At 71.4% G+C, this 12,493-nt stretch carries 20 protein-coding genes; 6 read left to right on the top strand and 14 right to left on the bottom strand.

The window, feature by feature from the left end; translation table 11 throughout:
• Nucleotides 1–10: 10 nt before the first annotated feature.
• A complete protein-coding gene (locus tag HC362_RS19240; RefSeq protein WP_243085239.1) occupies nucleotides 11–985 on the top strand; it encodes a putative RNA methyltransferase in 975 nt (324 codons plus the stop codon).
• Here the strand turns inward: HC362_RS19240 and HC362_RS19245 are convergent.
• A complete protein-coding gene (locus HC362_RS19245; protein ID WP_243085240.1) occupies nucleotides 982–1,419 on the bottom strand; it encodes a MerR family transcriptional regulator in 438 nt (145 codons plus the stop codon). The genes HC362_RS19240 and HC362_RS19245 overlap by 4 nt on opposite strands.
• 106 nt (nucleotides 1,420–1,525) lie before the next feature.
• Between HC362_RS19245 and HC362_RS19250 the strand changes: the two genes are divergently transcribed.
• Nucleotides 1,526–2,350, top strand: a complete 825-nt coding sequence (locus HC362_RS19250; RefSeq protein ID WP_243085241.1) for an alpha/beta hydrolase — start codon at nucleotides 1,526–1,528, stop codon at nucleotides 2,348–2,350.
• A gap of 84 nt (nucleotides 2,351–2,434) precedes the next feature.
• On the opposite strand, the gene HC362_RS19255 is transcribed toward HC362_RS19250, so the two are convergent.
• Nucleotides 2,435–3,211: a helix-turn-helix transcriptional regulator gene (locus tag HC362_RS19255; RefSeq protein ID WP_243085243.1), complete on the bottom strand. Its 777-nt coding sequence runs from the start codon at nucleotides 3,209–3,211 to the stop codon at nucleotides 2,435–2,437.
• A gap of 54 nt (nucleotides 3,212–3,265) precedes the next feature.
• Between HC362_RS19255 and HC362_RS19260 the strand changes: the two genes are divergently transcribed.
• Complete coding sequence (locus HC362_RS19260; protein ID WP_243085244.1) at nucleotides 3,266–3,847, top strand: class I SAM-dependent methyltransferase; 582 nt, start codon at nucleotides 3,266–3,268, stop codon at nucleotides 3,845–3,847.
• A 118-nt stretch (nucleotides 3,848–3,965) separates the two neighbouring features.
• Here the strand turns inward: HC362_RS19260 and HC362_RS19265 are convergent, their stop codons facing one another.
• The gene (locus tag HC362_RS19265; RefSeq protein WP_243085246.1) at nucleotides 3,966–4,580 is read right to left on the bottom strand and encodes a DUF1269 domain-containing protein; all 615 of its coding nucleotides are present in this window, start codon (nucleotides 4,578–4,580) and stop codon (nucleotides 3,966–3,968) included.
• Between the two features lie 94 nt (nucleotides 4,581–4,674).
• On the opposite strand from HC362_RS19265, the gene HC362_RS19270 reads away from it, so the two are divergent.
• On the top strand, nucleotides 4,675–5,412 hold the full coding sequence (locus HC362_RS19270) for a hypothetical protein (protein ID WP_243085247.1): 738 nt from the start codon (nucleotides 4,675–4,677) through the stop codon (nucleotides 5,410–5,412).
• On the opposite strand, the gene HC362_RS19275 is transcribed toward HC362_RS19270, so the two are convergent.
• The 7 genes from HC362_RS19275 to HC362_RS19300 form a co-directional block, all read right to left on the bottom strand.
• Nucleotides 5,393–5,896 carry a GNAT family N-acetyltransferase gene (locus HC362_RS19275; RefSeq protein WP_243085248.1) on the bottom strand — a complete coding sequence of 168 codons (504 nt, stop codon included), beginning with the start codon at nucleotides 5,894–5,896 and terminating at the stop codon, nucleotides 5,393–5,395. The genes HC362_RS19270 and HC362_RS19275 overlap by 20 nt on opposite strands.
• Nucleotides 5,897–6,077: 181 nt before the next feature.
• Nucleotides 6,078–7,256 carry a methyltransferase domain-containing protein gene (locus HC362_RS19280; protein WP_243085250.1) on the bottom strand — a complete coding sequence of 393 codons (1,179 nt, stop codon included), beginning with the start codon at nucleotides 7,254–7,256 and terminating at the stop codon, nucleotides 6,078–6,080.
• Nucleotides 7,253–8,218 (bottom strand): ATP-grasp ribosomal peptide maturase, encoded by a 966-nt coding sequence (gene tgmB, locus HC362_RS19285; RefSeq protein ID WP_243085251.1) that lies wholly within the window; start codon nucleotides 8,216–8,218, stop codon nucleotides 7,253–7,255. Before tgmB ends, HC362_RS19280 begins: the two co-directional genes overlap by 4 nt.
• A gap of 7 nt (nucleotides 8,219–8,225) precedes the next feature.
• Entirely contained in the window at nucleotides 8,226–8,522 is a 297-nt protein-coding gene (locus HC362_RS19290; protein ID WP_243085253.1) for a hypothetical protein, read from the bottom strand.
• A 177-nt stretch (nucleotides 8,523–8,699) separates the two neighbouring features.
• On the bottom strand, nucleotides 8,700–8,822 hold the full coding sequence (locus HC362_RS34920) for a hypothetical protein (RefSeq protein WP_279240122.1): 123 nt from the start codon (nucleotides 8,820–8,822) through the stop codon (nucleotides 8,700–8,702).
• Entirely contained in the window at nucleotides 8,819–9,046 is a 228-nt protein-coding gene (locus HC362_RS19295) for a hypothetical protein (protein ID WP_243085254.1), read from the bottom strand. Before HC362_RS19295 ends, HC362_RS34920 begins: the two co-directional genes overlap by 4 nt.
• Nucleotides 9,043–9,267 (bottom strand): hypothetical protein, encoded by a 225-nt coding sequence (locus HC362_RS19300; RefSeq protein ID WP_243085256.1) that lies wholly within the window; start codon nucleotides 9,265–9,267, stop codon nucleotides 9,043–9,045. Before HC362_RS19300 ends, HC362_RS19295 begins: the two co-directional genes overlap by 4 nt.
• 273 nt (nucleotides 9,268–9,540) lie before the next feature.
• On the opposite strand from HC362_RS19300, the gene HC362_RS19305 reads away from it, so the two are divergent.
• Entirely contained in the window at nucleotides 9,541–10,428 is an 888-nt protein-coding gene (locus HC362_RS19305; protein WP_243085257.1) for a helix-turn-helix transcriptional regulator, read from the top strand.
• The gene (locus tag HC362_RS19310) at nucleotides 10,415–10,615 is read left to right on the top strand and encodes a DUF397 domain-containing protein (protein WP_243085258.1); all 201 of its coding nucleotides are present in this window, start codon (nucleotides 10,415–10,417) and stop codon (nucleotides 10,613–10,615) included. The genes HC362_RS19305 and HC362_RS19310 overlap by 14 nt, the downstream gene beginning before the upstream one ends.
• A 61-nt stretch (nucleotides 10,616–10,676) precedes the next feature.
• On the opposite strand, the gene HC362_RS19315 is transcribed toward HC362_RS19310, so the two are convergent.
• Genes HC362_RS19315 through HC362_RS19330 form a run of 4 tightly spaced genes read right to left on the bottom strand, consistent with a single transcriptional unit; the run spans nucleotide 10,677 to nucleotide 12,422 of the window.
• Nucleotides 10,677–11,066 (bottom strand): GntR family transcriptional regulator, encoded by a 390-nt coding sequence (locus HC362_RS19315; protein WP_243085259.1) that lies wholly within the window; start codon nucleotides 11,064–11,066, stop codon nucleotides 10,677–10,679.
• A 31-nt stretch (nucleotides 11,067–11,097) separates the two neighbouring features.
• Nucleotides 11,098–11,358 carry a hypothetical protein gene (locus tag HC362_RS19320; protein WP_243085261.1) on the bottom strand — a complete coding sequence of 87 codons (261 nt, stop codon included), beginning with the start codon at nucleotides 11,356–11,358 and terminating at the stop codon, nucleotides 11,098–11,100.
• The gene (locus HC362_RS19325; protein WP_243085263.1) at nucleotides 11,355–11,591 is read right to left on the bottom strand and encodes a hypothetical protein; all 237 of its coding nucleotides are present in this window, start codon (nucleotides 11,589–11,591) and stop codon (nucleotides 11,355–11,357) included. Before HC362_RS19325 ends, HC362_RS19320 begins: the two co-directional genes overlap by 4 nt.
• Before the next feature lie 3 nt (nucleotides 11,592–11,594).
• Complete coding sequence (locus HC362_RS19330; RefSeq protein WP_243088707.1) at nucleotides 11,595–12,422, bottom strand: peptidoglycan recognition family protein; 828 nt, start codon at nucleotides 12,420–12,422, stop codon at nucleotides 11,595–11,597.
• Nucleotides 12,423–12,493 lie beyond the last annotated feature (71 nt).

The raw sequence follows: 12,493 nt of genomic DNA on the forward strand, positions 1-12,493 counted from the left end.
CTGCCGCAGCATGTCCGAACCACCCACCGCGCGTCACGAGCCCGAACGAGCCGGTCGCCTGCGCCAGGACCCGGTGCGCCGCGGCCCCTGGGAGGTGCTGACCGGAGTGGTGCGGTGCCCCGTCTGCCAGGACGAGCTGGAGGTCGCGGAGCGGGCACTGCGCTGTCCGCGGAGGCACACTTTCGACATCGCGCGGCAGGGTTACGTGAGTCTGCTGTCGGGCGGCAAGCGCACCGTGAACGCCGACAGCGCCGCCATGGTGCAGGCACGCACCGCGTTCCTGGAGGCAGGCCACTACGCACCGCTGACGGAGGCACTGGCACGGCTCAGCGCCTGCCTCGGGCTCCCCGGGGACGGAGCGGGCGGCGAGCGCCGTGCGGGTGGCGACGAGGGCGGCAGCGAGCGCGCTGAGGGCCGCGTCGTACTGGACGCCGGGGCGGGCACCGGGCACTATCTGGCCGCCGTACTGGAAGCGCTGCCGGACTCCGTGGGGCTGGCGCTGGACGCCTCGCCGTACGCGCTGCGCCGCGCCGCGCGGGCGCACCCCCGGGCGGGTGCGGCCAGCTGGGACGTATGGCGGCCGTTCCCGGTACGGGACACCTGCGTGGACCTCGTCCTCAACGTCTTCGCGCCGCGCAACGGAGGTGAGTTCCACCGGGTGCTCAGGCCCGGGGGCGCGCTGCTGGTCGTCACGCCCACCGAACGCCATCTGGGCGAGCTGCGCGGCCGGCTGGGGCTGCTGGAGGTCGACCCGGACAAGGAGGAGCGCCTGGAGCGCGCACTGTCCGGGCACTTCGTACGGGAGCGCGCCGAAGCGCTGGAGTACACCGTGGAGTTGTCCCCGCAGGAGGTGGAGAACCTCGCCGCCATGGGGCCTGCCGCGCGGCACGTGGCGCCGGAGGAGCTGCGGGCGCGGGTCGCGGCGCTGGGCGGGCCGGTGCGGGTGACGGTGTCGTTCGGCCTCGCGGTGTACCGAGCTGCCTAACCGGACGCAGCCGCAGCCGCCGACCCAGCCCCAACCCCAGCCATGGACGCGGCCCCAGCCGTAGACGCGGCCTGTTTGAGATCTGCGGGGGTGGCGGTCAGCACCTCGTCGAGGAGGCCGCGCGAGGTGTGCAGGGCCTCGATCTGAGCCGTCATCCGGTCGCGCTGGGCGAGCAGTTCCGCGACCAGGTCGGGGCAGGTGGGCACCAGGCGGCCCTCCTCGTCGCGCAGGCACGGCAGGAGCTGCGCGATCACCGAGGTCGACAGTCCGGCCGTCAGCAGACAGCGCACCCTGCGCACTGTCTCGACGTCGGCCTCGCTGTACTCGCGGTAGCCACTGGGCAGCCGACGGGGGCTGAGCAGACCCTGCTGCTCGTAGTAGCGCAGCAGCCGCTCGTGGACGCCGGTCCGGCGCACCATCTCCTTCATCCGCATACAGCCGCCTCCTGTCAGGTGAGGGCGTATTCACCTGTGCCCGACTCGGTGTCTGCTCCGACTCGGCTTGACTCTGACACTGATGTCGGAGTTTAGCTTCTGGCACATGACCAAGGAGCACACATCGGCAACCGCCGTATCCACGTCCCGGATCGATCCCTCCACCCTCGACGTGCACGTACAGGGCAGCGGCCCGGCGCTGCTGCTGGCGCACGGGGCGGGTGGGGGCATACTGCCCAACTTCGGCCAGGTGCTCGACGACCTGGCCTCCGACCACGCGCTGGTCGGCCCGCACTACCCGGGCGCCGGCGCCTCGCCCCTCCCCTCGGGCCCTCTGGAGCTCGACGCGCTGGTGGACGCCGTCGTGGAGGCCGCCGTCTCGCGCGGGCACGAGCGGTTCACGCTGCTGGGAGAGTCCTTGGGGTCCGCGGTGTCCGTGCGTGCGGCGGCGCGCCATCCGGACCGGGTGACGGGGCTGGTGCTGACCGCCGGGTTCGCGGTGGCCGATCCGGTGCTCTCGTTCGCGTCCGACCTGATCGTCCGGTTCGGGCGGGAGGGCGAGTGGGACTCGGTGGCGCGGGTGGCCACCCAGTCGGCCCTCCAGGAGCAGGACCTGAGCGGGCTCACCGCCGAGGAGCTGGAGACCGCCGTCGCAGCCACCCGGGACGGTATGCCGCCGGGAATGGTGGACCATTTCGACCTGGTACGGCGAGTCGATGTGCGCGGCGATCTCGCACGGCTCTCGGTGCCCACTCTCGTGGCGATGCCCACCGGCGACCGTCTCGTCCTTCCGGACAGCTCCCGACAGCTCGCCGAGGCCATCCCAGGTGCCACCCTGCTGGAGATCCCCGGTGGCGCCCACGTCCTCGGCGAGCAGCACCGCAAGCTGTGGCTCGAGCATGTGCGGGAGTTCCTGGCCCGGCTGCCGTGAAGCCCCGGCATCCGACGGCCCGAACGCACCGACGGCCCGAACGCACCAGCGGCCCGGGGCGCGGCGGTCACCCGAGAGCGGCGGTCACCCGAAGAACTGCCCCGGAGTGAGACCGACAGTGCGGCGGAACGCGGCGATGAAGGCGCTCGCGGAGGCGTAGCCCACCCGGTGTGCGACGGACTCGACCGAGCGCCCCTGCGCCAGCAGCGGCATCGCCTCCTGGACCCGTAGCCGCTCCCGCCAGCGGCCGAAGCCGAGCCCGGTCTCGGCCACGAACAGCCGCGCCAGGGTACGGGCGCTGGCGCCCGCCACCGGGCCCCAGGCGGCGAGCGGCCGGGAGTCGGCCAGGTCGGCGCGGAGCGCCTCGGCCACCGTACGGGCCCGCGGATCGGCCGGCCACGTCAGGCCGATGTCGCGGGCCGGTACCGGCTCCAGCAGGTCGAACAGCACCCCCTCAGCACGCTCGCGGGCGGGCCCGGGGAGCGAGGGCTCGGCCAGGTGGTTGATGAGTTCGCGCAGCAGCGGCGGTACGGACACCACCGTGGGCTCGCACCAGGCCACCGGACAGTGGCCGGGAGCGATGTACGGACTGCGCAGCACTGCCGTACTGGTGGCGCCGGTCGCGTGCGGGGTGTGCGCGGGTATCCACAGGGCGACCGAGGGCGGCAGCAGCCAGGTGCCGCCCGGTGTCCGCACCGACAGCAGGCCGCTGGTGCACCAGGCGAGTTGGTGCGCCGGGTGGTGGTGCTCCTCGAACCACGATCCGCGCCGCAGGGGGAAGCTGCGTACCACGAGGGCCTGCTGTCCGGGCGCGGCCTCACAGGCGTGGGGCGTAGGCGGAGACTGTCCGTATGGCGGCATCAGTTGGCAGCGTACGGCGTAGTGGGCGGCTGTCGGCGCTGCTTGGCTTTCCGTATGCCGATGAACAGAGCACACCGGAGACTGTGCAGTTCCGAGAAGTGGGCCGCGGGCGTGCGGGATCACCTGCTGCCGTGGGCGTTGGAGAACGTCGAACTGGGCGAGGACATCGTCGAGATCGGCCCGGGGTACGGGGCCAATCTGCGCGTACTGATCGAGCGCGTGCCCCGGGTGACGGCCGTGGAGATCGACGGCGGGACGGCCGCGCTGCTGCGCGACAAGTGGGGCGACCGCGCACGCGTCCTGCACGCTGACGGGGCCGACATGCCGCTGCCGGACGCGGCGTTCTCCGCCGTGGTGTGCTTCACGATGCTGCACCACGTGCCCACGGACGCTCTCCAGGACCGCATCTTCGCCGAGGCCTTCCGGGTACTGCGGCCGGGCGGGACGTTCGCCGGGGCCGACAGCCAGCCGAACTTCCGCTTCCGGCTGCTGCACATCGGGGACACCATGAACACCCTCGACCCCGGCGAACTGCCCACCCGGCTGTCCCGGGCCGGGTTCACCGACATCGCCGTTGACCGCCACCCGGACAGCGGCGGCCTCCGCTTCCGCGCCCGGCGCCCGGCGGAGGGGTGAGCCGACGGCGACCCCGCCCCCCGGCGGAGCGATCAGTGGGCGATCCGTGGGCGATCAGCGGAGCGGTCAGTGGAACAGCTTCAGCCCCACCAGTCCCCCGGCGGCCCGTCCACCGCGGCTAGCGCCGCCACCAGTGCTCCTCGCGCCCGCTCGCCCGCTCCCTCTCGCCCTCACCGTGCGGCCCGGTCTCGTGCCCGGCGGTCGGCGGGCCGGTGGGAGCGTCCGACGGGTTGGGCAACGGCTGCGGGGTGGTGAGAATCTCCTCAAGCTCCTCGCGCACCGTGGCGGCCAGATAGCGGCTCACCCCCCGGCCCAGCGCCTCGTCGGCCGGACCGGTGGAGGTCTCCCGCACGTCGGCCACCACGACCGTGCTGCCGGGCGGGATCTCCGCCGTCAGCTCCTCCAGCCCCTCGTTCGTCTCGATCACCCGCCGGGCGTCGTGCCCGCTCCCGATCAGCCCCCCGGCGCCGAAACCCAGCAGGGCGCCCGGGGGACCGCCCACCAGGCCCAGCAGCGCGCCGACGAGCCCGCCGACGGCCAGCCCGGTGGCGGTCGCCGTGTGGTCCACCTCCCCGGCGACCTCCGCGTTGCCGTCCGCGTCCCGGCCGATGACCCGGGCCTCGCGCAGTTCGATCGTGCCTGCCTGGTGCGCGCTCTCCAGCTTGTCCAGCGCGAGCAGCGCAGCCCGGGTGCCCCGCTCGGTGAAGTCGGCGAACAAGAGGTTTTCGGTCATACGCCTACCATCGGCGCTCGCGCGGCGTCCGGCATCCGCAGCCGTGCGGAGGTGCGACTGGCACGGCCGGGGCGCCGCGGGTGAGGGTGGCCCCATGAATGTCGCGTTCCTCTTCCCCGGTCCGGCCTCGCTGCGCGCCGGCATGCTGCACCGGCTGCCGGACACCGCCGCCTCGGCGACCGTGCTCGCGGAGGCCGAGTGGAATCACCCGGGAGGGGTCGCGCAGCTGGACTCCGCCGAGGCGCTGGCGGAGTCCGAGGTGGCGCGGCACATCAGTCTGCTGGTCGCCGGGGTGGCCGGGGCCAGGGCGCTGACCGACGACGAGAAGGTGCTGCCCTCGGCGGTCGCGGGGCACGGCCTCGGGGGCTTCGCGGCGGCCGTCGTGGCGGAGCTGTTGACCTTCCCGGAGGCGCTGCGCGCCGTCCGGCTGCGCGCCGAGCTGCTGGAACGCGCCGAGGAGCCCGCGCACGACATCGGTATCCGGATGGCGCAGCACCTGGCCACCATCCCGCGCCGCACGCCCGCGCTGCCCTATGTGGCCTCCACGAGCGGCGCGTGTCTGCAGGGGGACGCGAACGGCGTTTTCGACGACCTGGCGCGCTCCGTGGCGCTGCCTGTGCGCTGGGAGGAGATGACGGCGGCACTGCGGGGGACCGGCGCCGACCGCTGGGTGGAGCTTCCGCCCGGACGCGCGCTGACCGCGCACCTGACGGGCGGCGGAGCCGACGCGGCGGGTCCGGGCGTGCGGGTGGTTTCGGTGGAGGAGCGGGGGATCGCGGAGACGGCGGACTTCGCGCGGGGCGGTACGGGGTTCACCGAAGGGGCTTGGTGAAGCACCGGCTGTCCTCGTGGAACCGGTAGAAGCCGAACTTCTCCACAGTCGGCTCGTACCCCGCCGAGGTGTACAGCGCGATGGCCTCCGGCTGCTTCGTCCCCGTCTCCAGCACCATGCGGGTGCGGCCCGCTTCCCGCGCGTCCTGTTCCAGCAGCGCGAGTATGCGGCGGGCCAGGCCCTGACCGCGCGCCTGGGGCACCACGAACATGCGCTTGAGCTCCGCGTCGCCGTCCGCGTAGTTCTCGTCCTCCTCGTCCGCTCCCCGCGCGGCGTCCATCGAGCGCCAGCCGCCGGTGGCGACCGGCCGCTGCGCCTCGTCGTAGGCCAGCAGATAGAGCCCCCGCGGCGGCTGGAACATCGAGGGGTCCAGCACTGTCGCGTCGCCTTCCGGATCGCCGTAGCGCTGTGCGTACTCCTGGAGCACGAGATCGTTCAGCTTCAGGGCATCCGGGTGGTCGAAAGGGGCGGAAACGATCTGCATGCGGGCATCGTAAGGTGCTCGGATGCGCAAGGTGAGCACGGTGAACCAGTGCGAAACATGCTCCCTCGCGCACATGCTCTGACCTGCACGTTACTCCATCATCCGCAGAACGGAGTGATGGGAGCCACATCACAGCGCCCCCGGCGGTCACTCGCCGGGGGCGCTGCTGTTGCTGCTGGCGCTACGCGCTCGGCAGATCCCACTGTGTCCCGTCGGGGATGTACCACACGTAGGTCCTGCCGTCCGCCTCGCGGGCATACGCGATCTGGTCCTGTGCGGGGCGGCCCGCGTGGGTCCACCAGCGCCACGCGGCCTCGACCTCTCGCCAGAGCCCCGGGTCGCCGCCATAGGTGACAGTGGCGGGGCTGTCCGCGGCGGCGAGGGGGGCCCGTGCCCATGAGCCATCGGAGCGCTGGAGCTGGAGCGCCATCGCTCCGGCGTTGTCGACGTGGTACACGAGCTGCGTGCCGGGCAGGTGGAAGGCGAGCAGCAGGCGGAAGGGGTAGTTGGCTCGGATGTCTGCGGCGGTGACGGTTGTCCGTCGCGTCTCCGCTGCTGGCGCCTGCTCGGCCTGCTGTGGCGGTGCGTAGCTGGCGGCGTCGGTGCGGGCGGCCATGAAGCGACCGCTGGTGCTGGTGAAGCGGCCGAGGGCCCGGCCTTGGTTGTCGACGGTGAGGCGGACGAGGCCGCCCTCGATGCCGAGAGCGACATCGGCGAGCACGACCGTGCCGGGCCTGCTCTGGCCGAGCCACGCATCGGGGATGGTGGGCACGGAACAGGTGGCGATGATCCGGTCGAACGTGCCGCCAGCCGGGTGCCCGTGCGTTCCGTCGCCTACGGCGAGCTGGGGCGTGTACCCGGCCTCGGCGAGACGCTGCCGCGCTGTCTCGACGAGCGCCGGGTCGACATCGACGGAGTACACCAGGTGCTCGCCGAGTCGGTAGCTGAGCAACGCCGAGTTGTAGCCGGTGCCGGTGCCGATCTCGAGGGTGCGGTGTCCGTCCTCGACGGCGAGGTCTTCGAGCATGCCGGCCATCAGGCGGGGCAGGGTGCTGGATGAGGTGGGGATGCCGGTCCATGCCGTGTCGTCGACCTGCTCGGCGGTGGCAGGGTCGAGCGCGGTCACGAGGGTTTGATCGCGGTAGACGGCGGCGAGGTCGTCGGCGGCCCGCCGCTCGCGCCATACGGCGATACCCCGTTCGTCGGTCTCCTGCTCGTACCAGCGGGGCACGAACAGGTGCCGGGGAACGCTACCGAAAGCGTCTTCCCACCGTCGGCTACGTGTGGCGCCTGCCGCGGTGAGCTGGTCGGCGAGCGCTGCCATGTACGGGCGGGCCCGGTCGATGGTGGGGGCGGTCACGTGGTGGCTCCTTGTAGCTCGTCGGCGATGGCCTGCGCGATGGGGAGGCCAGTCGCGTGCTCGATCCAATCCCATTGCCCGCACGGATTCGCCTCCAGGAACGTCCAGGCGCCGTCGGGGCTCACGATGAAGTCGAGCGCGGCGAATCGTAGGTCGAGCTGGCGCATGTAGCGTCGCACGCCGTCGGCTACGCAGTCGGGGGGCGTTGTGGTCCGGTAGGTGAGCGAGGCGTAGTCGCTGCGCCAGTCGATATGTGCGTTGGTGCTGGCGGCGTGGATCTCTGCGGCGAACTGGCGGTCGCCGACGGCGGTCATTCGCACTTCGTGTGCTTTGTCGACCCACGCTTGAAAGAGATGCGCCGTGGTGTCGATACCGCGTAGGTCCGCGAGGTCTTCCTCGGACAGGCGGCGGGTGTAGACGGTCTTGACCTTGTCGTCTTCGATGAACACCGGAGTGGCGACGGGCTTGCACACGGCGCGGCCCCCGACATCGCCGACGAACGTGCGGACGGCGTCCGGGCTGTTGGTGATGAGCGTGGGCGGCACGGTGAGGCCGCAGGCGCGTGCGGTGGCGAGTTGGAGCGGCTTGTACTCGGCGCGGGACATGGCGGCGGGATGGCTGATCCAGCGGCAGTCGAGGGCGGTGATGATGCCGCCGAGGCCGGCGCGGGCCTGAGCGGCGGCGAACCGCCGCTCAGGCTCAGACATGGTGCCGGGCAGAACGAAGGGGTTCGGGGCGCGGTAGTAGACGGCGGAGATGTCGGCCAGGTCGACGGCGCGGTGTGCGGTGGTGAGCCCCCCAGACCACCCTCGCCGGGCGTCGAGGCGCCCGGCGAGGGTGAGCTCTTGCGGGAACTCGGCGGTGTCCATGCGGAACACCTCCGCACCACCGTCCGTGAGGGCCTTGACGATGCGGTCAGTGGGCCAGTCGTCTTGCGCTGCGATCACGAGGACGGTGGGCATGAGGGCGTCAGTCCTTCGGGCCCTCGTCGAGCGGCGGCGGGTTCCCCGGGTCGCCGTCCGGGATGGTGGGGGTGTGGGTCTGCATGTAGGGCAGCGGCCCGTCGTACAGGCCGCGCGACATCTGCAACTCGTTGTCGTAGACGGCCGGCGGCTTCACGATGGCTCGCGCGGCGTCCGGGATCTCCGCGAAGCGCAGCACCCACGGGCGCGAGTCCGACCCGCTCGGCGGCGCGCTGCTGTGCGGGGTGCGGCCCCCCTCGGGGGCGAGCGGGAAGGCTTCCCGCGTGAGCAGTGAAGCGTGCATGTGACTGCCTCTCTGTTGATGTGTGGTGCGACCCTGACCCGTCGGTCGCCGTGGGTGGTGCGCTGGTGTGCCTCCGGCCGACGGCGGTGTACGTCAGGAACTGCCGTCGGCCGGAGGCTGCCCGCCCGTGCCGGGCCGGTCCTGTGAGGGAAGGGGGCTCTCCGGCGCGGGCGGGAGTCAGGAGGTGGTGTGGAGCGCGGCGGCGATGATGAAGCCGGTGCCGAATCCGATCGCGAGCAGTAGGACGGGCCCGGCGATTCCGCAGGTGGTCATGACGCGGTGGCGCAGGGTGTGCATCACGGGGCGGGCTCCTCTCGCTCGTTCCACAGGCGCGTGACCTCAGCCGCGAGCCCTGGCGGAGCGTGGCGGGTTTGGGCGTACTGGCTCGCGTGTACGAGGCACATGCGCAGGCCGTGCGGCGGTCCCGAGCCGCGCTCGATGACCGCCACTTGCACGGTGTCGTCGCGGTCGGCCTCGCAGTAGGCGCACCAGCCGCGCAGGGCGCTCAGCGCGGCGCGTCTCACTGTCGGGCCCCCTCGGCGCGGTCGCGCGTGGCGCCGTTGGCGGCGATGCCGGCCGCGTGGCGCTCGGCCTCCGTGGCAAGTCGCGCGGCGCTGGGCGGGCAGTCCCATTCGGTGCCGCCGCATGGTGGGCGCAGCAGGAGGTAGGGCCCATCGTGGCCCATGACGCGGCCGAGCGAGTTGGTACGCCGGTCGATGACGTATGCGCCGATGCGGTAGCTCATAGAGGTACCTCTCCGCAGTTTCGTTGCGAGGGCTCGCGGGCGGTCGGAGCCCGACGCCGCACGCAGCCGTGTCCCCAAATCCCGGTGTGAGCAAGGGGGTTGCGGTCTCAGGGGCACAAGAGTGCTCCCCGCTTCCATGAATCTGCAAGACTTCACTTCGAGAATTCAGGAAGCGACCCCAAATTGGTGACATGCATTGCGAATGGAGCGCTACGACGCTTTCATTTGTAGCGTCGGAAGTCCTTCATAATGAGTGCAGGGGAGGGTGCGGGGATGCCGGAGAGATCGACTGGCAGCACGGTGCCGCGTCGGCAACTGGGGCGGTACCTACGCGATCTGAGGAATCAGGCCAGGCTCACAGTGCGCGCAGCCGCGCAAGAGCTGGAGTGGTCCGAAGCGAAGATGTGGCGGATCGAGACCGGCCAGACATCACTCCGCAGCCACGACGCGGAGACGATGTGCAAGGTGTACGGCGCATCGCCCGACATCACCAGAGCTCTGATGGGGCTTGCGAAAGAGACGAAATCGTGCGGGTGGTGGCACTCGTACGGCGACGTGATCCCCGAGGGCTTCGACGTGTATATCGGTCTCGAAGAGGCTGCGACGAGCCTCGACTCGTACGAGGCCGAGCTCGTGCCGGGCCTACTTCAGACCGAGGCGTATGCCCGCGCCGTCGTTCGGGAACACAACCCGCACAACACCGACGAGGAGATCGAGCAGCGCGTACAGCTACGGATCGAGCGTCAAACGCTGCTCACGCGTGCGGCCAGCCCTCCAACGCTGCGGCTGGTACTCAACGAGGCAATCTTGCATCGTACCGTCGCAGGCCCTGCCGTCATGGCGGAACAGCTAAGGCGGCTCGGGGACGTGGCAGAGTGGCACAACGTCGTGATCAGAGTCGTGCCGTTCGCGGCTGGCCTGCATCGTGGCGCGTTGTCGGGTCCTTTCGTCATCCTGCGGTTCCCGGTCCTGGGTGACGGTACGGACAGTGAGCCGCCCACTGTGTACGCAGACGGGTACACGGGGTGCCTCTACCTCGACAAGCCCAAGGAGGTGGAGGCATTCGCCGACGCCTTCGACAGCATCTGGAAAACAGCCCTCGATGAGCACGCGTCACGGCGTCTCATCTACGACATGGCGAGGAAGCATGAACAACTCTGAGACCCCCCGTGCCGACTGGTTCAAGTCCTCTTACAGCAACGGCACACAGAACTGCGTCGAGGTTCGCATCGCCGAGGCGGTCGACACCCGCGACAGTAAGCGCACCGACGGCCCGGTACTGACCTTCGCTGCTGAGCAGTGGGCCGCGTTCGTGGCAGGCGTCGCCGACGGCCAGCTCGACCGGTAGACCAACGACAAAACGCCCCCCGCCCCGGCGCGCTGCCGGGACGGGGGGCGTTTCACTGTGCCTACGGTTCGAGTGTGTCGCGGATACGGGCGGCCACCTCGGCATGCCCTTCTGTCTCCAGCTCGGCGGCGAGGTCGAGCGCACGGCGTACTGTCGCCTCGGCCTGCTCGGCGCGGTCGGCCTCCCGCTTGGCCATCTCCCACGCGACATCACGCTCGCGTCGGAGCGCGGTGAGCTCGGGATCACGGACGAACGCCCCGCGACCGGAGATCACCGCTACCGCGTCGGTCGAGCGCAATTCCGCCAGTCCGGCACGCACGGTGGGCCGTGTGACGCCGAACTCCGCGGCGAGGGCATCCTCGGACGGGAGCGCTGTACCGGGCGGGTACGTGCCGTCGGCGATACGGGCCCGGATGGTGTTCTCGATCTCGCGATACTTCGGCGTCGTCACGTGGGCAGGATGCCACGCGGGCCGGGGGCGATCACTGTGCGGCGGTGTACAGGGACACGAGCAGTCCGGCTATGGCGACCAGCGCGGCCACCGACGGCAGCGGCCACCGGGACCGCTCCAGCGTCGCGAGGCGCTGCTCGTGATCCTTGATCGCTTCGTCTGTTTGGTCGCTGCGCTGCACCAGCAGCGCGAGGGAGCCATCGGCGCGGGCGAACCCGACCTCGACCGACCGGCGCAGTCGTTCGAGCTCAAGTGCGACCGCGGCCGGGTCGTTCGGGGTCGGATCGGTCATCGGGTGCTGTCGCCTCCCTGCTCGACCAGGCCGAGGCCGACGCGGTCGAGCAGCTGCTCGACCGCGGGCAGGGCCATCACGCGGGAGAGTCCGCCAGCGACGGCGAGCGCGCCAGCCACCCACGGAAGGGACTCGGGGATGCCGGACGCGTCGACGATGGCAGGCAGGGCGACGGCGAACGCCACCACACCCTGAATGACGGTGCGCACGGTGCGCTTCGCGGCGTCGGTCATGGGTCAGTCCTCCGGGGTGGTCAGTGCGGAGCCGAGCCGGTTGAGGGCGGCCTGGGCGCCGGCCTCGGCGGCGGCGCGGATCTCGGCTGCGGTGAGCCCGCCGCCGCCGAGGGCGTCGGCGAGCTTTTCGATCGTGGCGGCCTGTGCGCCGAGCTGGGCGAGAATCGCGGTGCTGTTGTCGGCAGCGATGTGCGCGTACGCGTAGCCGGACCCGAGCGCGGTACGGACGGAAATCTCGCCGTCCTGCAAGCCCTTCTGCTTCGGGAAGGTCTTCTGGACCCACGCGCCGAGCTTCACGGCGTCGTCGAGCTGCATGTCGTTGTCCTCCTGGTGAGTGTTGCCGCCCGCAAGCCGGGCGGCGCGGTCGACGATTTCGGGGAGCTGGGCGACGATCCGGGAGCCGGGACACGAGGTGTGCCCGCCCCACGCGGAGCCGCCGAGCGCGTGATACGCGAGGCCGCGGTCGCTGGTCGAGCTGGCGACCTTGAGCGGCACGCCGTACCGGTCGTGCGCCCACGCGAGTACGCGGGCGTTGGCGTCGAGCTGGTCGTCGGTCAGCCGGTCGCCGCCCTTGCCCTCGTTCTCGACCGACAGCCAATTCGAGTTGCCGGACGCCTGCGCCCACGCACGGTCGGACGTGTCAACCCACTGGTACAGGGCGCCGCTTTTTCCGGCGCCGAAGTGGCTCGACGCTCGCGCGCGGGGGTTGCGGAACCACGAGTCGGTGCCGCTCAACGTGCCGGCCATGATGTGCACGACGACGCCGCGCACGCTGGCTTGCCCGCCGTTGGTGTAGTTGACGGGGATCGGGCGCCATGTGGCGCCGGGCATTCGAGCCACGGGTGGTGCCTCCTGGGCATGAAAAAACGCCCGCGGCGCGATGCCGGGGCGTGCGGGGTGCG

This window comes from Streptomyces sp. 891-h (assembly GCF_022760275.1).
In the GTDB taxonomy this organism is placed as follows: domain Bacteria; phylum Actinomycetota; class Actinomycetes; order Streptomycetales; family Streptomycetaceae; genus Streptomyces; species Streptomyces spirodelae.